We start from the raw sequence: 20,588 nt of genomic DNA on the forward strand, positions 1-20,588 counted from the left end.
AAAGTAACATATCTGTTATGTGTGATTTTAATTGATCGACGTGTTGAATAGGTTATTTTACGATGAAGGCTTTCCCGGATAAGCGTCAAAATATGATACAATATTATACATATCGTCCGTCCATATAACATGTTAAGGAGTCGTGTCGTTGAACAACTGGCTACCATTTATTATTGTCGTGTTAATTATTGTTATTGGTTTCGTCAAAACAGTTGCTACTCTTCGAACCACAGTAAAAAACGAAAACTTCGCTATCGAGTTTATGAATAATTATAGAGATTTTTGTTCGCCGTTGTTTCAAAACACATTCAACGGCGACAAATACCAATGGCTAAAAATGAAATCAACAAAGATGCAAACGTTAATGGGGTCATTCGGTATAGCATCGGTGTATAAACCACCCGGCGCGAATCATTATTTTAGGAACTATGAAATTATCGTAAACGGAATAAGTGGCATTAGAGAAAACTATTCAGAGATGGTTAATAGTTATAGTTTGGATTTGGAACGTCGAATATTGCAGGAAGTTATCAGTACGATAGACGATGTGTTGCTTACGTTTATAGGCGCCGCAGAAGGCTGGGTGAATGAAGCACAAAAGGAAGTGAAGAACCCGTTAATATGGCTTCGTGAAGGGGTCCGCTTTGTTGTTACAAGTCCAATATCTTTGATGTATTGGTCAGGATTAGTACGATATAGGATGTACAACACACTTTCAAATAACTATCCAGTCAAGCTGCTTTCCTTTCTTATTGGTGTGATAGGTCTAGTCAGTTCAATTGTTACGATTGTAACTGGATATACGCCATTTAGATCGATGATCGGTTTTTAATAGGGGTGAATCGTTAAAATGTCATTGTATTCGCGAGATTATACGAAACTTACCGAAGAAGAAAGAATTACATGGGAAGCGATGAAACAAGATGAAAAAATAGGCACAGGAAGATGGCGGAAAAGAAGTCGTTATAGAGAATATCCGAAGGCAGCGCGGCATTTCATGAGCTTATTTCCAAACAATTTTTTGGATGTCGAAGAACTGAGAGAAGAAGATAGATTGAACCATCTAACGGAAAAGTTCCTTGTTGAACTAGACAAGCCGGATGCCACCGAAGCTTCGATCATGAGGTTTATAAAACAGAACCAAGCGTATTTTATAATTGGTTCCATTCTCAAAGACCACAACTTCGGGCATCATGAAGCCTACGTTATACCGGAATTTTGGTTCGGCAATACATACCGCGTTGATTATCTGATAATTGGGAAGAGATCAGGCGGCTACGAATTTATTCTCGTTGAATTGGAACACCCCAAAAAAGACATTACCATTAAAGACGGCGAATTAGGTGCGGCGTTTCGTAAGGGGATTAAGCAAATTAACGAATGGAAACGATACCTTGAACCTAATTTTCCCACGCTTGAAGAATCGTTTAACAAATACAAACATCCGAACATGGAACTACCCCGCGAATTTCTTAAACTAGATAAAACGCGGATTCATTACACAGTTGTAGCGGGACGCCGCGAAGATTTTGATGAAAATACTTACTGGATTCAACGCAATATGAAGGATAACGATAAAATTAGTCTTCTTCACTTCGATAATTTATACGATAATGTTACCGAGATCATTGGACGATCAACGTATTAAGAAATATCCTTGTGGTCAAGTGACTTGGATTTGGGCGTGGGATGGGTAGATATGTTGAACGAAAGAGAATAGTTTCGCGATTTGTTTTTGATGCCAGATTGCTATATTCGATGAATGTCCAAGAGAATGCCTTCCACTTTCGGGGGCGTTCTCTTTTTATATAGATACTTTTCAAAAAAGCCGATTGTCTGAACTATTGAATGTTCAGTGCAGTCGGCTTTTTTGCGTGAAAGGAGAGTTGTTGGATGAGCAAAGTAATCGCTCTCGCCAATCAGAAAGGTGGCGTCGGCAAAACGACAACGGCGGTCAATCTCGGTATTGGCTTAGCGGCTGAAGGTAAGAAAGTTTTGCTGCTGGACGCGGATGCGCAGGGCAACCTGACGGATTCGTTAGGCTTCCATGAACCGGATAGTCTGTCCATTTCACTCGCCACAATGCTAGTGAAGGGCATGACGGAGGAGCCGTATGAACCGAGGGAAGGTATTTTGCACCATCACGAAGGTATCGACCTGATGCCGGGAAACATCGAATTATCGGCGGTCGAAGTGGCGCTCGTCAATACGATGAGCAGGGAAACGATTATGCGTTCGTACATCGATTCCGTAAAAGCAGATTACGATTATATCCTGATCGACTGTATGCCGAGCTTGGGCATGATGACGATCAACGCATTGGCAGCGGCGGATAGCGTCATCATCCCGGTACAGGCACACTATCTGCCCGCCAAAGGCATGACGCAGCTTTTGCAGACGGTTGCCCGCGTTCGGCGTCAAATTAATCCGAAGCTGGCTGTGGACGGTGTGCTGCTCACGATGGTAGACAGCCGAACCAATTTCGCCAAAGACATTTCTTTAGTTTTGCGTCGGGATTATGGGGATAAGCTGCGTGTATTCAATACAGAAATCCCCCTGTCCATCCGCGCGGCGGAAACAAGCGCCAAGGGTAAAAGCATTTACGCCCACGATCCGAACGGACAGGTTGCTAAAGCCTACGCTGCACTTACGAAGGAGGTGCAGGATATTGGCAGCGAAAGAAGATCGGCTCGCCAGCATAAAGCTGACCAAAGTCGATGATTTATTCTCGACAGAGGAAAGCCGCAACGATTCGCAACGGGAAAAGGTGATGGATATTCCATTGGCTGAAATTAGTGAATTTCCCGGTCATCCCTTTAAGGTAAGGGCGGATGAAGCGATGTTAGAAATGGCGGATAGTATCAAGCAGTATGGTGTCCTTGTTCCCGGCTTAGTTCGGCCAAAGGTAGGCGGTGGATACGAGATGGTATCCGGCCATCGTCGAAAGAAGGCAAGTGAATTGGCTGGTATGGAGACAATTCCATGTCTCGTTCGCGAGTTGGATGACGATCAGGCGACTATCATCATGGTGGATAGCAACCTGCAACGGGAGTATATTTCTCCGAGTGAAAAAGCTTTTGCCTACAAAATGAAATTGGAAGCAATGAACAGACAAGGACAACGAACAGATTTAACTCGTTCCCAAGTTGGGAACAAGTCTGCTGCAAAGAAATCAAGCGAGATATTAGCAGAACAGATGGGCGAAAGCAAAAACCAAATATTTAGATACGTTCGCCTAACCGAACTCACTCCTCACATTCTCGAAATGGTAGACGACAAACGGATTGCCTTTAATCCTGCCGTTGAGTTATCTTACTTGGCCGAGAAAGAACAGCAAGCCCTATTCGATACCATGCAGGCAGAGGACTGCACGCCTTCACTTGCACAGGCTCAGCGTATGAAAAAGATGAGTCAAGAAGGCAGGCTGAATACAGATGTCATTTACACCATACTAACGGAGGAAAAGCCGAATCAGAAAGAAAAAATGAGTATTCAGCGAGAACGAATCGACCGCTTTTTCCCACGAGACTTCTCGGAAAAACAAAAGGAAGACCTGATCGTGCAACTGCTGGAAAGCTGGTACAAAAGGCGGCAGAGGGAGCACGAACGGTAATTCCCCCGTTGCCGCCTTGTTCATGCACCCTCTCCCCTGACGGAGAGCTTTTTTTATGCCCATTTTCGGGGAGGAGATCATCCAATGGACTTTACGAAAGGAAAACGGCGTCAGTATGAACGTCTGATGAAAGAAAAGCCGGGTTTTGCGCGTAGTAGGCCATCTGAGGAGGAAGAAGCACAACTGCGCAAGCAGGCTCAGGAAGCCGAAGGCTGGCACAAGAAACGTGACCGCAAAAAGAACCGGGAGGGCTGACGATGGAGCAAGAGAAACGAATGGCCGGTGACTACGAAGTCTATCAAGCGCTACCCATTGGCAGGGTGGAGGTTGTTTTAGGCATCGACATCACGAATACCGAAAAGCCCTATTTGGTTTGCTACTGCTCGCAGAATAATTTGTTTGGTATCGATCAGTATTACGGTGCAGAAGGATATGAGGATTACCTAGTCGCAATGCAGGAATTTACCAAGCTATTGCAATGGGAAATCGAGAAACTCCAGACCGAGCGCGCTACGATCACGGAGCCGATGCCTCCCATTCAACCGGACCAATGCCTGCCCATCAAAAGTGACGATGATCTCGGCGGCAGAATTGTTGTGACCCGTTTGGATTGGTTGCGGCCGGAATTTCGCACGGCAGACCATCAGTTGATTTGGGTAACGGGAGGTTTCGGGGCTTCGGGGAACTCACGTGGGCGGGCGGTCTATGCGGAAACCCTCTATTCCGGCGATGAATACCGCTATAACCGGGAAGACCTGATGGGGTTCCTGAAGCCGGAGCATACGCCCACATGGGCGGCCGAGAAGCTGGCACAACGACAAGCGGAGCAAGCCCCATCAAAGCCGCGTCCGCGAGGCGAAGCGCGTTAAGAGAAGCGCAAGGTATCTTCTATATAAATGAAAGGAGATCGTGAACGATGTCATGGACGTATCGACACCGCAAGACGCTCATCATGGGAGCCATTGCGATCAGCGTGGCGCTTCTGGTAGCAGCGGCCTTGTATATGCTGATGCAGCACACCGACCAGCAGCAAAAGCAGCAACAGATGAAAGAGGAGTATGAGCGGCAGATTCAGCAATTGAAAAAGGAGGAGCAGCAAAACAGCCGAAATGTCTGGACGACTGCAAAAACGATACCGGCAGGCGTCTCGCTCAAAGCGGATGACCTCAAGGCTGTTCCGATGCCCGTCAGTTTGGTTCCGCCGGGCGTAATCACCGACCGGGAAAGCATCATCGGCAAAAACGCCAAGATCGAGCTTGCATCAGGAATGCCGCTACTTTCCTCTTTATTGTACGAAGGACAGCCCATTCCGAAGGATTTGCGCATACAGGAGTTTCAGGTCATTCAGCTTCCCTCTAATCTCAAGCCTAACCAATATATAGACGTTCGCATCGGCTTTCCAACCGGCGAGGACTTTGTTCTTTTATCTAAAAAGAAGGTACAGGAGCTGTCCGGTACGGTTGTGTGGCTGGAACTGAATGAGATGGACATCCTCCAAACGTCCAGCGCAATTATTGATGCGTACTTGCAGGGAGCGCGGCTGTATGCCCTCCCGTACATCGAGCCGGGCTTACAGGAAGCGGCTGTGGTCAACTATCCGGCCAATCAGAAGGTATTGAACCTGATGGCGGTCGATCCCAATCTGCTCGAAACCGCAAAAATCGAACTTGCCCGCGCGCTGCGTCAAACGCTGGATGGCAATTTGAAGGCGGTCAGCGACTCGGACAAACTTCGCGTCACCAGCGGTAGTGTAACCGTGCAGCAGCAGTTGCAAAACGAACGGATGACGACGCGGCAGGGCAATGCCATGGGCGGAACACAGCCAGTAGGCACACCGCAGTCTGGAGAATCAGCAGTTTCGACGAATGGTCCGCAGCCTAGCGTGAGTGATGCTGCTGGTGCAGCAGCTACTCAATCTCCGAAAAATCAACAGACGCCCCCTCCTGCCGTTTCGCCGTCGCTGCCATCGGGTATGCCTCCTGCAACCGAAGCGCCTCCGGCAAGCGAAGATAAGTGGGAAAACATCTTCAATCAATGAGGAGTGCGGATATGAAAAAAATTGTTTTTATCGGCGTAGCGGACAAGACGCATGCTTTGTTGGTGCTTGGCCGCTTGCTTGTGGCCTTGGGGAATAAAGTGCTGTTGGTGGATTCCACCGTCACGCAGTCGATTCGGGGTTATCTGCCGCACGCCTATGCCAATAGCGCCGTTCAGGATTATGAAGGTATGGATGTGGCCTACGGCTATCTCACTCCCGAACAGCTTGAACGAGGCTTGGCACAGGCAGGGACGACACCGGCATACGACATCATGCTGGTGGACACTGACCATACGGAATTTGTTTTCCACCACAACCTGTCCCAGTTTGATAAGCGGGTGTGGTGCTGGGATGGAAGGCGGTTATCGCTGGAGAAAAACGAGGAGCTGATGCTTCGTCTCGGCTTACAGAACACGGAAGAGCCTATCTCGTTTTTCGAGTTGCTCTCCCCTGACATACCGGGAAAGTTGGCAGCGTGGCGAGCCGAAAAGCGGTTGCGGCATATCCAGTTGGAGGATACGGTGTTTCGCTTCCCTTTTGACGAACGCGATGCAGCCGTCGATTTGAACAATCAACACCACGGCCGCATCGACCTTCGCGGGCTGACCGGGGCGTTTCGCGAGATGCTGCTGACGATGCTGGAGCAGCTTGGCGATTGCGACCGCAAGACAGCGCGACGAGCCTGGGCAATCGCCCGTAAACGGGTGCGGGTGTGGTAGAAAGGAGAACGTTTATGGGAGCTACCGTTGTATTTTGGAGTCCTGTATCAGGTCAGGCCGGGACAACGACTAATCTGCTCGCCGCGGCGACGTGCATGGGTTTGGAATATTCGGCGCGATTGCTGTTGCTTGGGCATTTGCTAAGCAGTTACGCCGCTGTCGAACGAGCCTATTATCGACCTGCCGGAAGAGAGGACATGCATACCCCGGACACGGGAATTGATGCGCTCTTGCGTCTGCTGAAAAACCGCAAGCTGGAGCCTGTCATGCTGCGTGACTATGCCCATCCGTTACTGCGGGATCGCCTGGATATTTTGCCCGGCTCCATCAAGCAAGAGGATATCTTTATCGAAACGGCAAAGGAATGGCTCACACCGCTGCTTGCGGTTGCCCGCCGCGCTTACGATGTAGTGCTGTTGGATGGGGGGAGCGGCAGCGGGTCGGCTTGGGACGAAATGCTGCGGCAGCAGGCCGACGTATGGGTCGTCTGCCTGCCGCAAAACCGTCTCCTTCTAGAGCGATTTTTTCAATCGGCAGAAGCAGCGATGCTGCAAGGCCGAAGAACGCTGCTCGTGTTCGGACAGTACGACCCTTATTCGACGCTCACTTCTAAAAATCTCATGCGTCAATTCCGTATAGGACCGACCGTGTACCCTGTTGCACATAATACAGGCTGGATGGATGCGGCACAGCATGGCGAAGCGAATCCTTTCTGGTTTCGCAACAGAAAGATAGCAAGCGGTCATGAGAACCACCTGTTCGTGCAGCAGGTGCGACGATTGGCGCAGGCTGTGATAGAAAGCGCAGGCGCAAGGCAGCACCTTTTCGAAGGGAAGGAGGGCGACACGCCATGACGGCTTTGCTCAATGCCTTCATCCTGATCGCGCTCTTGTTGCTTTCAATCTTCTTCCTTTATTTGCGCCTGAGCCGACGATTGCCGGAACGGACGGACGACACATCGGTATATACGCTGGAAGCGATGACCACTTTCGTAAAAGCAACGCTACACGAGTTAACCAGCAGCAACCTAGCCGACTTCGGTTTGTCGGAGGAAGAATACCGCCGCCGAAAAAGCAAACGGGCGGAGCTGAAAAAGGCGCTGCGGGGCTGCACCTCCGGTGATCTGCGGGACAAGGAATACGTCAAGGAGATCATTGCCGACCTGCTCGTGCAGCGCTATGAGTTGGACGATGCGAATTTGAACCTCCTGCTGCCATTTCATCAGCCGGAGTCCCTCTCCGCGCAAGACCAGTTTGATATTCTGCTTTACACATATAAAAAGGAAGCCGGGCTTCATGCGCTCGACCGGCTCGTTCAAACCTATGAATGGGATCGGCAAAGACGAAACGAGGAAGGCCAGCTTGAAACGTACCGGATTACGGCGGAGGATATTCGTAGCGTCTTCGCCCGTGAAGCGCCGCGTTTGACGACGGACGATAAGCTCCAACTTGTCGTCCAGCGGATTTATCAGCATTACAAGGGATTCAGCGTCGTGGACGAGTTGCGCGACATGCGTGTGGACGGCGTATCCGGGGGCGTATCCGGTCTGCCGCCGCTCATGTGGGAGGGCGAATGGTCGCTGGAGGAGGACGCACAGCTTCAGTCGCTGCCCCGTTCGCATGACAGCATATGGCTGTTTTACAAGGGGAAGTCCATCCACCTGAGCTTCTTGTCCTTCGGCTCCGAGCAGGAACTGCGACGCGTTTGCCAGATCATCTACAAGCACAATTTTCCCGGCCAGTTGTCCGAGGCGAACGGATTTAAGGTCAATGAAATGGCAGACGGCTCCCGCGTCGTCGTGCTACGCCCCCGATTCAGTGAATCGTGGGCTTTTTTTGTGCGCAAATTCGACGTGCAAAGCGCGACACTAGAGCAGTTGATTCAGGACGAAGGCGCGGAATTGCCGATTGGCCTCATTCGTTACTTGGTATCGGGTGCGCGGATCACCGCGATTACCGGCGCGCAGGGCAGCGGCAAAACAACGCTGCTTATGGCGATGGTTCGTCATATTCCAGAAGTGCTGCCGATCCGGGTACAGGAAATGAGCTTTGAGCTTCAATTGCGCAAAATTTATCCAGAACGCAACATCGTCAGCCTGCGCGAAACCGAGACGATTTCCGGTCAACAGGGGCTGGACATCCAGAAGAAGACGGACGGCTCTGTCAATATTTTGGGCGAGGTAGCGACCGACCCGGTCGCCGCTTGGATGGTTCAGATGGCACAGGTGGCGTCATTATTCACCTTGTTCACGCATCACGCCAAAACCTTCCGTGACCTTGTGCTGTCTCTCCGCAATTCCTTGTTGAAAACAAAGGTGTTTACGAACGAGCGTGTGGCGGAGCAGCAGGTCGTCAGCGTCGTCAATTTCGATATTCACCTCCGCCGCGACCTGGACGGACGGCGCTATATCGAGCGCATTACGGAATGCGTCCCAGTGCCGCAGGAGACGGCGTACCCGGAAGCCTTTCGCGGGAAAATGACAAAGGACGAACGGATGGCAGCCTTTATGGAAACGACGCTCGAATACTTCCGCCGCTCGACGGATCGCCCGCTGTACACCGCCCGAAATCTCGTCGAATACCGCGACGGCCGTTACGCTGCCGTTCATCCCCTGTCCGAGCAAAGTCGCTGCGAGATTGCGGAATACTTGAGCGGCCCCGATAAGGCCGTCTTTGATGCGTTTCTGGCATCCCATTGGGGGGATGAGACATGATTCAGGAATGGCTCTCCCCTCTGCTCGGCATCGCAACCGTGCTCTTTCTTGCCGCTGTCGCGGCCTTCCTGTGGCTGTCCCGGCGTGATTCGGAGGTGGCGGCAGTCCGGCGCTACGAAGCGCTGCGTAAGCCGGGGCAAGCGCCTCGCAAGCAGGCGGTTTACAGTTTCATGCAGCAGCTATACAGCGTTTGCGAGCAGATGCCGGTTTTAAGGATGTACTTGCTGCACCTTCGCAGGCGATTGGTCATCCTGCGGCTCGGGGACGAATGGAAGCTGCGGCTTGAGGTGATGAAATCGGCGCTCTTGATGTGGCTTGTCCTGTTTTTGGCCGCGATTCCGCTTGTTTTGGCGGTGCGCGACCCTTACACGCTGGCGATGCTCGGCATTGGTCTTTGGGTCGGCCACGGCATCCTCTCGGATATGGGTGTTTATCGGCTCGAAATGCGGCTGCTGCGACAACTTCGTCTGTTTCTTGGGGATGTGAGACATCATTACCATCGTCACGGGATGGTAGATGAAGCCGTCTATGAATCGGCGGACAGCGCGCCGTATGAAATGGCGCTGCACGGGCAAGAGCTGTACGACATGCTGACGGACAGCGACGCCGAAGATAAACTGGCGCAATATGTGGAGCATGCCCCGAATCGTTATTTGCAGGGCCTTGCGGGATTGTCATATCTCATCAAGGAGCATGGCGATCAGCAAACGGAAAGCGGTTCGGTCTACCTCAAGGGACTGGAAAAGCTGTCCATCGAACTGAATCTGGAATTGCTGCGTCGCGAGCGTCTCAGCTTCTTATTACAGGGGCTGACCGTTATCGCGCTGCTGCCGCTGCTATTTACCCGTCCGATTGAAGCCTGGGCTAGCCACTTTTTTCCGGCAATGGACACGTTCTACGCCAGCGCTTTCGGTTGGGCCGCCAAACTCTGTCTGCTTGTCGTCGTGTGGCTATGCTACGTGCTGCTGCGCAACCTGTCGGAGCTGGATGCGACAGCAAGGCCCACCAGCCGAAAAAGATGGGAGCAACGGGTTTATGGCTGGCCGTGGATGCGCTGGCTGGCCCACCGGCTGGGGCCGGTTCCCGGCTCGCGAGAAGCGGAACGGATAACCCGGCTGCTCAAGGATACAGCCTCTCCCTTACGTCTCGAATGGTTTTACGTGCAGCGGATCGTAGCCGGGTTCGCAGCCTTTTTGGCGGTGCTGGGCTTATTCGTGTCCTTGCATGCAGCGGAGCGGCATCAGGTGCTGTATTCACCTGTGAAGCCGGGAACACTTTTCGGGCAGTTGTCCCCGGAGGAGGAAACGAAGGCACGGGAAGCCGCCGCGCTGGATCGCAGGATGCTCGATCAATTAAAGGAGGTGAGGCCGCGAAGCGAAAATAGCGTCATCAGCCTGCTGCGCAAGGACCCGGCTGCACAGGTCAAGGAGGATCAGCTTCGAGAGGCGGCGCGGCGCATCCTGGGCAAGCTGGAGAAGCTGAATAAGCCTTTTCTGGCGTGGTGGGAAGCGTTTTTGGCTTTCGCCGCAGGATGGGGCGGGTACACGCTGCCAGTTGGTATTCGGCTGTTCCAGCGGCGTATGCGGCAGATGGAGATGAAACACGAGGTGGATCAGTTGCAGGCCGTGATTGCCATGCTCGCCGGGATGGATCGGATGTCGGTTGAACAGCTTCTGTTATGGATGGAGCAGTTCGCGCAGGTCTTCAAGGAGCCACTGCAAGCCTGCCTTCTTCACTTTGAACAGGGTGAGGAGCAGGCGCTTGCGCAGCTCAAAGAAGATGCACCGTTTCTACCTTTTGTTCGGATCGTGGAAAAGCTGGAAATGGCTTCGCAGCATTTGACGATCCGGCAGGCATTCGACGATCTCGAAGCAGAGCAGGCGTTTGCGCGGGAGCAGCGCAAGCAGGAGTATGAACAGTTAATTGAACAAAAGGCAGGCTGGGGACGCTGGATCGGGTTTGCCCCCTTGATGACGTTGATATTCGGGTATTTGGTCATTCCGCTTGTCGTCGTCAGCCTACATCAGATGACCGTGTACTACGATCAGCTTCAACGCATCCAGTAACCCATATAGACGCTTTCCTTCATCAGCGGGAAGGCGTTTTTTTTATCCCCTAATCAAAGGAGAGAATTGTACATGTCCAATGCGCAGAAGGCACTTGTCATGGCAGCAGGAATCTTCCTTGCCATCGCACTCATTACACTGGCTGTCGTGCTGTTTATTTCCGCCCAGGATTCGACCAAGGCGGCTCAAAGCAATTTTAGCAATATCCAGACGGAGCTTTCACAAACGGCGTTTACGGTGTATGACAATACGACGCTTTCGGGCAGTCAGGTTGTCAACGCGCTTCGCAAGTTCCGCGATCAGGACCAATTTGGCATCCAGATCGTTACCGGCAAAAACCCGACCGGTCAGTGGTACGGCAAGGTTATCAATACCGGTGTGCCTCTGGATAGCATCACCTACGGCGCAATCGTCGGAGCCGCACCCGGCCAGATTAGCCAGACCGTAGACGAAGCGGATATCAACTACGTTAATCCAAGCGGCAAGTTCCGCAGCACGCTGGTGCTGGACAGCAGCAATGTCATTCGCGGCATCGTCTTCCGGCAGCAATAAGGTCGGATGAGGTTACGAAAGCGTCCGGCCCAGGTTGGACGCTTTCGTCATGAAGGGGGTGTAACACATGAACTATGCGCCAAGAACGATGCTGGAGATGAGCGCAGCATTGCTCGTTTTCCTCATGGCCGCAGGCAGCGGTCTGATTTTGTTTCAGACCGGTGCCTCACTCAATTCGCTTGCCTATGTAACCGGCCAATCGCAGGATCGTAACTTGCAGCAAATCGCTGTACCGCTCTCGGGCGACGGTTCGGTATCCGGTGCGGAAGTGCTGCAAGCTATCGCTCGCCTAGATGAAGGAGATGCGGAAATGGTGGTAGACGGCGTTCGGTTCGCGCCGCCGCTGGAACGGGAGCAGCTTTCGTCCGCAGGCATACGTCTAAAGGGGCGTTATCAGCCCGCCTATGAACGGGACGTTTCTGGTCACTTGCAGCGCCTGACACTAAGGAGCCTGCCATGAACAGTCTGATCAAAATTTTCGCCGTATTGATCGCTGTTCTGCTGCTCTATCTCTACCCGCTCTCTGCCGCCTTTGACCAGCAGGACGATATTTCGGAACTTGTTGCCTTGCGCGCGACGACAGCCTTCGTCGATGCGGTTCGGGACAAAGGCGGCATCACGCCAACGATGTACAACGATTTCATGACCGCGCTTGCGGCGACCGGCAATACCTTCGACGTTCAGATGGAGCATGACAGCAAGAAGTACGTGCCGGTTTACGACGATCCGACACGGCCCGAAACCTTTAAGGGCAACTACGAGGTACAGTACGATGCGTTTTTCAATGCGCAGATCCTGCCGGAGCTGTTCCCCGACAATCTGGCAGCAAAGGATGACCCAAACCGTCGTTATCGGATGCGCGCGGGCGACAGCTTTTCGGTAATTGTGCGCAATACGAACCGGACGGCAGGCACGTTGTTCTTTGATTTTCTGAACAATACCATTAGCCCGAATGAAAAAATCGTGATTCCGTATGGCGGGGTGGTGCGCAATGAAATGGATTGAATGGGCTATCGTCGGCGCGCTGTTGTTTCTTCCCTTCGCGATCGTCAATCGGAATGAGACGGATACCCTGAGACGGACGGTGCTGTCGGAGATGAGTTACGATGCTGCACTAGATGCGGCGGTGGACGACGCCGCGAGGTTGCTCGTCGTTAACGCAAGCCAGCAGCAGGAAGCGCAATATGCCTCGGCCAAGCATTTCGCGCTGAACAAGGAAGAAGCACTAGCGGCGTTCTACCGGACGCTGGACACGGGCTTCGGCGCTGCGGATGATCTGGTGTCGCAAGGTGTCCTGCATCGCTACATTCCGGCTATCGTGATCGTCGGCTACGACGGCTTTTACGTCTATTCCGAGCAAGAATGGACGGGGGCTGACGGAAAAACCGTCATGAATCCGGCTTGGGGAACGAAGAAGCCTTATGCGTATGTCGATGCGGCGGGTAACAGCCTGTCCTTTACGCTTGACCAGCAGGTACTCGCTTACGATGCGGCCAGCCGAAGCTGGCATGAGGGCTTGCGGCAGGACATCCGGCAGCAAACGACGATACCGCTTTTGCAGGATGCTGCGCTCTTCGAGCAGGTACGACGAAGCACGATTGTCCGGGCGATCCAGGACGAGTTGGCCTACCGGATCAATCGATATAACGAAACAGTCTCTCGAAATGGCCTGTCCTACACGTTCACCCTGCCTCTGATCTCCGATGAGGACTGGCACAATACGGTGGATGATGTGGGCGTTTTGGCTTTTGTACAAGGTATCCCGATGGGAGCAAAGGTGTACAACAACTATGCGCTTGGCGGGAGCCGCATCGTGAAACGTCCAACGATCATCGGGGCAAGGAGAGGCAGTATGAAGGTGTACTACCGCAGTTCCTGCGGTTACACCTATCCGACCGAAGAAACGTTTGCCAGCGAGCAAGCAGCCGCACGCAAGGGATATATGCCCCTGACTTGCCTCGGCTCGGCCTTCTAGCAGGAACGTATGCCTATTCGCTCATGTAAGCGATGGCAAGCGGAATACAAGCAAAGGAGTTCATCAATCATGTGGATTCGACTGGTGCTGGCGGCAATCGTTTTTTGGATAGCCGCCGGATTTACCAACCCTATGGACGGGCAGCAATTGGTCATCAGTGGGGATTCCGACCGGATCAATCCGGAGTTGGGCGCTTATGTCGAGGATATAGTACCCGGCGATAAGCGAGAGTACAAGGTTCACGTCACGAATCCCACTGATGAGGAAATAACAGCGCTGCTCTATGCGGCCGATGCCATGCCTGCATTGGGCGGCGGAAAGGATTTTACTTTACCGAGCGATCCCGATACCGGTTCGGCTGCATGGTACAGGGCGCCGGATCGCAGTATAACCCTCAAGGCTGGCGAGACGCAAAGCTTTACAATGGAAATGCAGATACCTGAAAGTGTGGAGCCGGGCCAGTACGTGTCCGTCATCGGCGTCTACGATCAAAGTATGAGGGAATCGGCGGCGCGTAAAATCGGGTTGCAGGTCGTCCTCAACTACAAGTTGGACGAAGCGAAGCCTCCTGAGGCTGTCCCGCACGCGGCCGCATATACGCTGGAGAACGGAAAAGCGAGCCTGACGATTTTGCTGGTCAATGAAGGCGATAGCTTGTCCGAACCGGAGATCGAGGTGCGGCTCAAACGTCAGGACGATGCCAGCGAGCTTTTGTTTGAAAGGAAATCAACGGTTGATTCCATTTATGCAGGCACGGTCGCACAGTACATGGCGGACCTAAACAGGCCGCTTTCTCCCGGTTCTTACATGGCGGAAGTAAAGACAACGCTGGGTGACCGCACAGAACAGAAGGAATTCCCTTTTGAAGTAACGGACGGTCGGACTATGCCTTCAGGAACCGTGATTCAAGCTACTGGGGACATTTCTCCGCATCATGAAGGTTCATTTGGATTGCGCCCATCCTTCGTCTACGGGGGCTTGCTGCTGATTCTTGTCATCGTCGTTGTTGTTATAAGAAGAAGGGCTTCGCGCACGGAGTAACGAGCGGCTCCTGGTTCCTGCAGAGGACAGACTGCCGGACAGTGGACAGGCAACAGAATCGGCACTATGATGTAGGCAACAGCAAGTTTTTCCAGTTCCGCACAATTTCTTTAGGGAGTGAGGCATTTGAAAAGAAGGTTAGTATCCCTCCTCATTGTGACACTTTTCGGAAGTATATTCAGTTTGACGGCAAGCGCAGCCAGTAAACCGCCAACCTTTGTCAGCGTCGTCATGGACGGCAAAAAAATCTGGTTTCCCGACGCGCAGGCGTTTATTGATGAGAACGGGCGAACGCTCGTCCCGGTACGTTTTGTCGCCGAATCGCTCGGAGCGAAAGTCGGCTGGGAATCGAAAACACAGACGGTTCCGATTACGAGAGACGATCAATCTATCGTTCTGACGATTGACCAAAATGTTGTGCAGGTAGATGGCAAAGCGGTCACTTTGGATACGAAAGCCATCCTGAGCGGCGGTCGAACGTTTGTGCCGCTCCGTTTCGTCAGCGAGGTGTTAGGTGCGAAGGTGGATTGGGACAATCCGACAGACACCGTGTTTATCAAGACCAGCGAAGATAGCGCGGGGCAGATCGACCAATGGGGGCGCTTGATTCGCACGACCGACTTACCGAAGAATGCGAGCGATTATCCATACATTCTTGCGGACGTTCCGAACGAAATGTACGAGATGGGCTATCCATTTTCGCATCCAACAGACAGCAAAGTTTCATCCGTCCTCTACTCGACGAAGCCGGAATTCAACAAGAAGAACGTGGATATTTGGATGGGAAGACTGAAAGCATTCGGTGCGCTTTGGCTGAATGTAAATTACAACACGATTGATGACGCTTGGGCGCAGGCGGTTTTTGCTACCAAAATGCAAAACTCTGATGCCGAACTGAAACATATTCGCCGCTACGCAGAATGGGTCAAAGAGAACCAAATCCAGATGGAAGGCTATCTTGATCCCGAGCCATCCATGATTTATAAAGATGGGTTTGGCAACAACTTTGTGCGATCCAAGTTCAGGATTAAATTCGTCTCGTACAAGGCAAGCAATGACTTGCTTTACGATGAGTGGTTCCCGAATAAACAAACGTTTGAGAAAGGTGTTTGGTACGAAGGCTACGCCGATATTTCTCTATCCACTAATGTAGGCGGCGATTGGGGAAGTACGTTGAAGGTCGATCCGAATGCAAGTTTGTTCCGCAATCATATCATTAGAAAGGCGGACTCGAACTAGATGCGCAAACATAAATTCATACGAATCACGTTGAGCATGCTGCTGGCATGCTCTTTTTTATTGTCGTGCTTTCCGTTTCTTATGAATGCTGCGACACCGGCTGTCCGGGTAGATGAGGGTAAGATCAAATTTGAAATCACTAGCACAGCAGCAACCTCGTCCATCCGCTACAGAACGGTAGGTTGGACGGTGCGTCGTGACCAACTCTGCACGAATACATCATCCAAACAGTGTAGTGATCCACGTAACGGCAGTCACGCATCATTTGTCAATCAACAGGTGCGTCAAGTCGCGCAAAATCCGAACCCCCCAATTCCCGGAGAGCCGGTCACGACCTACTACGAAGTCAGTGAAGATTTAGTAACGGACGGCATGTGGCAAGCAGGCATGGGAGACATCAAGGACAACGACGACCTGTACTTGTACGCAATTATGGTATCCGTCGATGGCAATGGAAACGTGCGCAAAGGACCATTTTACACGTTAGAAGGAATCAAGAACGCTGAACCTTGGGCGCACCCGGATGATCTCGATGATTACTTTGGGATTCACGTCCCCTATCGCAGCGCGAATTTTCCTGTCGATGTCGTTGCGAAAACCGTGAGAGGAACGATCCTCAATCAGCCTGAGGTCACGTTCCATAAGGGCGACTACAAAGTCGGCGAGACGATCAACCACGAGTTTCCTGCGACGATTGAGGATAACGGGAAAACGTACAGTATTGTCCGCTCCTACCTATCGCCGAAGAAGGACCTAACGCAGAAAAGCTGGTTGCAGGAAAATCCGGATACGAATCCGAAGGTGAGAACGCGAAGCTTCACGGTTGCGCTTGGCGGAACGGAAGCGATTGCCGAATACGCTGAAAATAACCCGGTAAAGGCGATCTATCAAAAGGAAGATGGTACGAAACTCAAGGAAGTCGACAAAGGCGTCTACGAGACTGGAGAGGAAGTGAACTATACGTTTGATCCGCAGCTCACATCTGGCGGCCAGACATATGAAATTGTTCGCACTTATATCACAAACAACAAGAAGCCGGATGAGAAGCTATTCATACAAGAAAAAGGCGACGCGAAGCTGCTCGAACGCTCCATCTTGGTTGGCTCTGGCGGCTCCAACTTCGTCGGCATCTATAAAATTCCTTCCCCGATTACCGTGACCTCTCGTATTGACGCGCCAGATCACGTCGATGCTTCCGTCACCTCTGTGGATGGAAATTTTGTATTTGAAGCGAAGTCACCCGTGCCGCTCAAAACGTATGAGATCACAAAAATAGAGAACGCAACATTCGTTACGCCTAGCGATAAGTCCGGCTCACTCAGCGGGCTGACGGCAAGTAAATCGCTGCCGATCAAAATTCCATTCACATCCGGCTCCAGTATTACCGTCAAAATCACGGTCGTCGTGAAAGATGCTAATGGTAACAGCGGAGATTCCACCTCGGATCACACCGTACGCAAAGGCGACAATGGCGGCGATACCTCGTCACCCGGCACGAGCCAGCAAGCCGAGGCGATGGATGCCACGGCATCGGCGATCATCAAGGCGGATTCGCGCGGCGCAGAACGCTTTGACGTTTTGAAGGGCATTCCGACCTCAGAAAGCCTTTATGTTAACGCGAGCGCCAAAGCGTATTTGTATCGCAACACATTCACGGAAGTGAAAGGCTCGAAATCTTACCCGATTACAGTCAGCCGCACGTATACGCTGAGTTGGACGGAATATGTTCCCGGCCCGCCGGATAGCGAAGGCCATTCGACCACGGTTCCGGTATCCCGATCCGACACGCAAACCGTCACCCAAAGCTACAACGTGGAGCGAAAGTACAGCTATTGGCTGGTAGACCGTTTGGAAGTGTATGGCTTACAGAAGGTGACAGTCGTCAATTACGCGCTTCCCTCCGGTTCGGTGACGCTTCAAGCAAACGGGTATTCCACACCGTCTGTTTCCGCCACCCATGATGTAGCCGCTACGTCCCATATTACGGACCCGGTGTATCGCAACGTTGTGCTTTCCGGACAAACGGTTTACGGCGGCTCCAGTAGACCTTCGGTTCCAAGCGAGAACTGGAAGTCTGAGGCTGAAAATGCAGTCGGTAAAATCAAGGTCAAAAACGATACGGTCGTCTTTAACGGACAAACGATCATGGATAATCGGACGGTTGAGGAAACGGCTCCCGCTCCGGGGGCGATTCCCGCATCTCCCATGATCGGGCAGGACGTTTTATATGGTTCGGGCTTTGTCATTGATCCGACTAAAACGAACAAGGCGAGCCAGCCAAGCACGGGCACGATTTATTATACGCTGGTCAAGGGCATCGGCGGCGGATCGAACCAAAGCTTCCCGATCAATGACATCAATCCGGTGACGGTGCATACCCCCGTCGTCAATCTGGCATCAGTAGCCAACGATCAGGCGCACAATCAGAAAACGGTGCCGACAGCCGATCGTTCGGCGCTTATTCTGGATCGTCCCTTTACCGTGACGATTCCTACCAGCGGGCCGCACCGGGACATTACCGGCTACGGCAATCGGGACTATGCCAAATATGTGCGAGACAAGCAGGTAAGGTTCCCATTCGATGTATACAAGGCTGACCACGCAACGTTGATTCCGAAGGACACCTGGACTTCGATTCCTGTCGGCCAGCTTACAACCACTTTTTACATGCCCGTTTGGGTAGATGAGGGAAATTATGATGTACTATTCCGCACGTTTGCCGAAAACAGTCCGGCTTCATTCACATCACAAAGTAATGCCAATTTGGACTTAACTAATCATGTGGCGACACAAGTTGTGGCGGTTGAGGTTATTGGCCGTCTGTTCGACTTCCGAATTACCGATGTTGCCGACTACCAGTGGGAAAAGGTGTTCAGAACGGCGGCAGGCAGTGCGACGCCGACCGGAAATAGCTATTGGGTTGGTACAAAAGGGATCGACGGCGCGGCGCGCGGCAATACGGCCCCTTACGTGCTGCCGATTCGGCCCGGCAGTCACCCGGAGAGCGGAAAGAAAAATGTTGTCGTAAAAACAGGCTATCACTTCAAATTTGAGGTCAAAACGCTCGGCAACATGTTCAGCGCGGGCGACGGGATTAAAATCACGCCTACCTTTTACTTCGTTGACAAGCAGGGCAAAAACCGACAACAGGTGGACTTGTACTATCATTCGGGAACCAAGCGGTTTATTCGGATCGGCTCCACGGAAGACACCGAGCAGCGGCTGGTGACGCTGGATACCCGTCTGCGCAATGTGTCGCAGCAGGAGTTAACCAATACTGCCAGTTCACTTTGGAGGGTGAATGGTTCTTCCGGCAGTCAGACATCGTATGTACAGCAGTATTTGAGGGAAGCGGCGCAAAAGCGGATTTACGTCGGTGGCTACGACGGCATGCTGCTTCCTTCGCAGCTCCGGACGTTTATCGGCAGTATGCAGGTGCCGTCCGGCATTGATACTGCACGAGCTAATGCCTCGGTGCAGCGCTGGTTTGGCGAGTATAGCCTTCCCGCTGCTCCCTATGCAGTGCCAGCAGGCATGAATCTGGCCGAGTACGGACGTACCCACCGGCTGGACGACAATGCGCCGATCTTCCTGCGTGACGGCTATTTTGTAGTCAATTTTAACATCGAAACCATTCGCAATAAGGACATCGCTCACCCGCATTTGCAGTATAAAAATGCGCCGCTGGACAACCAGTGGCATATGGAAGGTTTTCAGCGCAGTTTTGTCGATCCTTACGGGGGGATGTTCTTATTGCTAGACGGGGATGTTGTGTTTTATCACGCCGACTTGTCCAGCTACGACGATTTTGGTACGGGCGGCACCCATTAAAAACAGCATACCGTTTGGGAGGAAAAGAGCATGATTGAGAAGCTGAAGATTGCCACATCTGAGGATGAGGCTTATTTTTATTCCGCCTCCATCGAGAAGGATACGGAGCGCGGTTGTATTGGGCATGTGCGCGGTGATTTCGGCAAAGATGGGGAGGCATTCTGGGCGACTTGGTTCGAACATATCTCTTCGTTGAAAACTCCTGATTTTCGGGAGGAGCTTGGAGCGGTCATTCAAGCGTTGACGGAACAGGGGCTGCTTCAAAACCGCAGTGGCATGCACGATTTTTGTATAAAACATCCAGAGGCCCGTCTACCAAGCGCGCGGCACAGCGATGTCTATGGCTTTTGTTTACAGACGGCAAAGCATCGTTACTATCTGCGATGCTTTCCGCGTGCCGGCGACTATAACTTTTATTTATATTGCTTCACTCGGCCGGAGCGAATAATTGAATTGTCGTCGCCCCTCCATTCCCCTTCATCGGCACCACTAAAGCAGAAGTCTGAACTGGAACGATAGGAGGATGCACTTCTATGAATGATCTTGCCCGTTACCGGTTGCTGACCGGAGCATCTATTCCCCCTGCAGCGAAGCTGCTGTACAGCTATTTGCTGGATCGTGCAGGCGGGCGAAACGGCGCGGTACTGCTTTCGTCCAGGCGACTTGCATCAGAGGTGGGTCTTTCCACTTCTGCTGTGCGTCGCAACCTGCATCGGCTTCAGCAAAATGGACTTATTCGGCTCACGCCAAGATATTCCGAGGAAGGCATTCGTCTGACGAACCAAATTACCTTCGTATGAG

General features: G+C 52.1%; 20 protein-coding genes. All 20 read left to right on the top strand.

Going from position 1 to position 20,588, the window contains the following annotated elements; all coding sequences use genetic code 11:
- Positions 1 to 142 precede the first annotated feature (142 nt).
- The 20 genes from VE23_RS01015 (at position 143) to VE23_RS25570 (ending at position 20,587) form a co-directional block, all read left to right on the top strand.
- Complete coding sequence (locus VE23_RS01015) at positions 143 to 832, top strand: hypothetical protein (protein WP_021877781.1); 690 nt, start codon at positions 143 to 145, stop codon at positions 830 to 832.
- Positions 833 to 850: 18 nt separating this feature from the next.
- Positions 851 to 1,648, top strand: a complete 798-nt coding sequence (locus tag VE23_RS01020) for a Shedu anti-phage system protein SduA domain-containing protein (RefSeq protein WP_069202412.1) — start codon at positions 851 to 853, stop codon at positions 1,646 to 1,648.
- Positions 1,649 to 1,893: 245 nt separating this feature from the next.
- Entirely contained in the window at positions 1,894 to 2,721 is an 828-nt protein-coding gene (locus VE23_RS01025; RefSeq protein WP_021877783.1) for a ParA family protein, read from the top strand.
- Positions 2,669 to 3,613 carry a ParB/RepB/Spo0J family partition protein gene (locus tag VE23_RS01030; RefSeq protein WP_048743941.1) on the top strand — a complete coding sequence of 315 codons (945 nt, stop codon included), beginning with the start codon at positions 2,669 to 2,671 and terminating at the stop codon, positions 3,611 to 3,613. The genes VE23_RS01025 and VE23_RS01030 overlap by 53 nt, the downstream gene beginning before the upstream one ends.
- An 84-nt stretch (positions 3,614 to 3,697) precedes the next feature.
- Positions 3,698 to 3,868 (top strand): hypothetical protein, encoded by a 171-nt coding sequence (locus VE23_RS26260; RefSeq protein ID WP_021877785.1) that lies wholly within the window; start codon positions 3,698 to 3,700, stop codon positions 3,866 to 3,868.
- 2 nt (positions 3,869 to 3,870) lie between these two features.
- Positions 3,871 to 4,482: a hypothetical protein gene (locus VE23_RS01035; RefSeq protein WP_049867097.1), complete on the top strand. Its 612-nt coding sequence runs from the start codon at positions 3,871 to 3,873 to the stop codon at positions 4,480 to 4,482.
- 47 nt (positions 4,483 to 4,529) lie between these two features.
- Positions 4,530 to 5,651, top strand: coding sequence for an SAF domain-containing protein (locus VE23_RS01040; protein WP_021877787.1), 1,122 nt, complete (start codon positions 4,530 to 4,532; stop codon positions 5,649 to 5,651).
- Positions 5,652 to 5,662: 11 nt separating this feature from the next.
- A complete protein-coding gene (locus tag VE23_RS01045) occupies positions 5,663 to 6,370 on the top strand; it encodes a hypothetical protein (protein WP_021877788.1) in 708 nt (235 codons plus the stop codon).
- 14 nt (positions 6,371 to 6,384) lie between these two features.
- On the top strand, positions 6,385 to 7,224 hold the full coding sequence (locus VE23_RS01050; protein WP_048743945.1) for a hypothetical protein: 840 nt from the start codon (positions 6,385 to 6,387) through the stop codon (positions 7,222 to 7,224).
- The gene (locus tag VE23_RS01055; RefSeq protein ID WP_049867098.1) at positions 7,221 to 9,083 is read left to right on the top strand and encodes a Flp pilus assembly complex ATPase component TadA; all 1,863 of its coding nucleotides are present in this window, start codon (positions 7,221 to 7,223) and stop codon (positions 9,081 to 9,083) included. Before VE23_RS01050 ends, VE23_RS01055 begins: the two co-directional genes overlap by 4 nt.
- Entirely contained in the window at positions 9,080 to 11,149 is a 2,070-nt protein-coding gene (locus tag VE23_RS01060) for a hypothetical protein (protein WP_049867099.1), read from the top strand. Before VE23_RS01055 ends, VE23_RS01060 begins: the two co-directional genes overlap by 4 nt.
- A 72-nt stretch (positions 11,150 to 11,221) precedes the next feature.
- Positions 11,222 to 11,701: a hypothetical protein gene (locus VE23_RS01065; RefSeq protein WP_049867100.1), complete on the top strand. Its 480-nt coding sequence runs from the start codon at positions 11,222 to 11,224 to the stop codon at positions 11,699 to 11,701.
- Positions 11,702 to 11,768: 67 nt separating this feature from the next.
- A complete protein-coding gene (locus VE23_RS01070) occupies positions 11,769 to 12,161 on the top strand; it encodes a hypothetical protein (RefSeq protein WP_049867101.1) in 393 nt (130 codons plus the stop codon).
- Complete coding sequence (locus VE23_RS01075) at positions 12,158 to 12,706, top strand: hypothetical protein (RefSeq protein WP_049867102.1); 549 nt, start codon at positions 12,158 to 12,160, stop codon at positions 12,704 to 12,706. Before VE23_RS01070 ends, VE23_RS01075 begins: the two co-directional genes overlap by 4 nt.
- On the top strand, positions 12,693 to 13,676 hold the full coding sequence (locus VE23_RS01080) for a hypothetical protein (protein WP_049867103.1): 984 nt from the start codon (positions 12,693 to 12,695) through the stop codon (positions 13,674 to 13,676). Before VE23_RS01075 ends, VE23_RS01080 begins: the two co-directional genes overlap by 14 nt.
- Before the next feature lie 69 nt (positions 13,677 to 13,745).
- On the top strand, positions 13,746 to 14,717 hold the full coding sequence (locus tag VE23_RS01085; RefSeq protein ID WP_049867104.1) for a DUF916 domain-containing protein: 972 nt from the start codon (positions 13,746 to 13,748) through the stop codon (positions 14,715 to 14,717).
- 183 nt (positions 14,718 to 14,900) lie between these two features.
- On the top strand, positions 14,901 to 15,956 hold the full coding sequence (locus VE23_RS01090; RefSeq protein WP_232316759.1) for a copper amine oxidase N-terminal domain-containing protein: 1,056 nt from the start codon (positions 14,901 to 14,903) through the stop codon (positions 15,954 to 15,956).
- On the top strand, positions 15,957 to 19,787 hold the full coding sequence (locus VE23_RS01095; protein WP_228551405.1) for a DUF5704 domain-containing protein: 3,831 nt from the start codon (positions 15,957 to 15,959) through the stop codon (positions 19,785 to 19,787).
- 30 nt (positions 19,788 to 19,817) lie between these two features.
- Positions 19,818 to 20,306 carry a hypothetical protein gene (locus VE23_RS01100; RefSeq protein ID WP_049867106.1) on the top strand — a complete coding sequence of 163 codons (489 nt, stop codon included), beginning with the start codon at positions 19,818 to 19,820 and terminating at the stop codon, positions 20,304 to 20,306.
- Positions 20,307 to 20,320: 14 nt separating this feature from the next.
- Entirely contained in the window at positions 20,321 to 20,587 is a 267-nt protein-coding gene (locus VE23_RS25570) for a helix-turn-helix domain-containing protein (protein ID WP_084781212.1), read from the top strand.
- Position 20,588 lies beyond the last annotated feature (1 nt).

Origin of the sequence: Paenibacillus sp. D9 (assembly GCF_001188365.1) — a bacterium.
GTDB lineage: Bacteria > Bacillota > Bacilli > Paenibacillales > Paenibacillaceae > Paenibacillus_O > Paenibacillus_O humicus.

Excerpts from the sequence above, each read along its gene's own strand:
- VE23_RS01065 (WP_049867100.1), top strand. The coding sequence starts at position 11,222 with ATGTCCAATGCGCAGAAGGCACTTGTCATGGCAGCAGGAATCTTCCTT.
- VE23_RS01070 (WP_049867101.1), top strand. The coding sequence starts at position 11,769 with ATGAACTATGCGCCAAGAACGATGCTGGAGATGAGCGCAGCATTGCTC.
- VE23_RS01100 (WP_049867106.1), top strand. The coding sequence starts at position 19,818 with ATGATTGAGAAGCTGAAGATTGCCACATCTGAGGATGAGGCTTATTTT.
- VE23_RS01080 (WP_049867103.1), top strand. The coding sequence starts at position 12,693 with ATGAAATGGATTGAATGGGCTATCGTCGGCGCGCTGTTGTTTCTTCCC.
- VE23_RS01095 (WP_228551405.1), top strand. The coding sequence starts at position 15,957 with ATGCGCAAACATAAATTCATACGAATCACGTTGAGCATGCTGCTGGCA.
- VE23_RS01075 (WP_049867102.1), top strand. The coding sequence starts at position 12,158 with ATGAACAGTCTGATCAAAATTTTCGCCGTATTGATCGCTGTTCTGCTG.
- VE23_RS01035 (WP_049867097.1), top strand. The coding sequence starts at position 3,871 with ATGGAGCAAGAGAAACGAATGGCCGGTGACTACGAAGTCTATCAAGCG.
- VE23_RS01040 (WP_021877787.1), top strand. The coding sequence starts at position 4,530 with ATGTCATGGACGTATCGACACCGCAAGACGCTCATCATGGGAGCCATT.
- VE23_RS01050 (WP_048743945.1), top strand. The coding sequence starts at position 6,385 with ATGGGAGCTACCGTTGTATTTTGGAGTCCTGTATCAGGTCAGGCCGGG.
- VE23_RS01045 (WP_021877788.1), top strand. The coding sequence starts at position 5,663 with ATGAAAAAAATTGTTTTTATCGGCGTAGCGGACAAGACGCATGCTTTG.
- VE23_RS01020 (WP_069202412.1), top strand. The coding sequence starts at position 851 with ATGTCATTGTATTCGCGAGATTATACGAAACTTACCGAAGAAGAAAGA.
- VE23_RS01085 (WP_049867104.1), top strand. The coding sequence starts at position 13,746 with ATGTGGATTCGACTGGTGCTGGCGGCAATCGTTTTTTGGATAGCCGCC.
- VE23_RS01060 (WP_049867099.1), top strand. The coding sequence starts at position 9,080 with ATGATTCAGGAATGGCTCTCCCCTCTGCTCGGCATCGCAACCGTGCTC.
- VE23_RS01025 (WP_021877783.1), top strand. The coding sequence starts at position 1,894 with ATGAGCAAAGTAATCGCTCTCGCCAATCAGAAAGGTGGCGTCGGCAAA.
- VE23_RS01055 (WP_049867098.1), top strand. The coding sequence starts at position 7,221 with ATGACGGCTTTGCTCAATGCCTTCATCCTGATCGCGCTCTTGTTGCTT.
- VE23_RS25570 (WP_084781212.1), top strand. The coding sequence starts at position 20,321 with ATGAATGATCTTGCCCGTTACCGGTTGCTGACCGGAGCATCTATTCCC.
- VE23_RS26260 (WP_021877785.1), top strand. The coding sequence starts at position 3,698 with ATGGACTTTACGAAAGGAAAACGGCGTCAGTATGAACGTCTGATGAAA.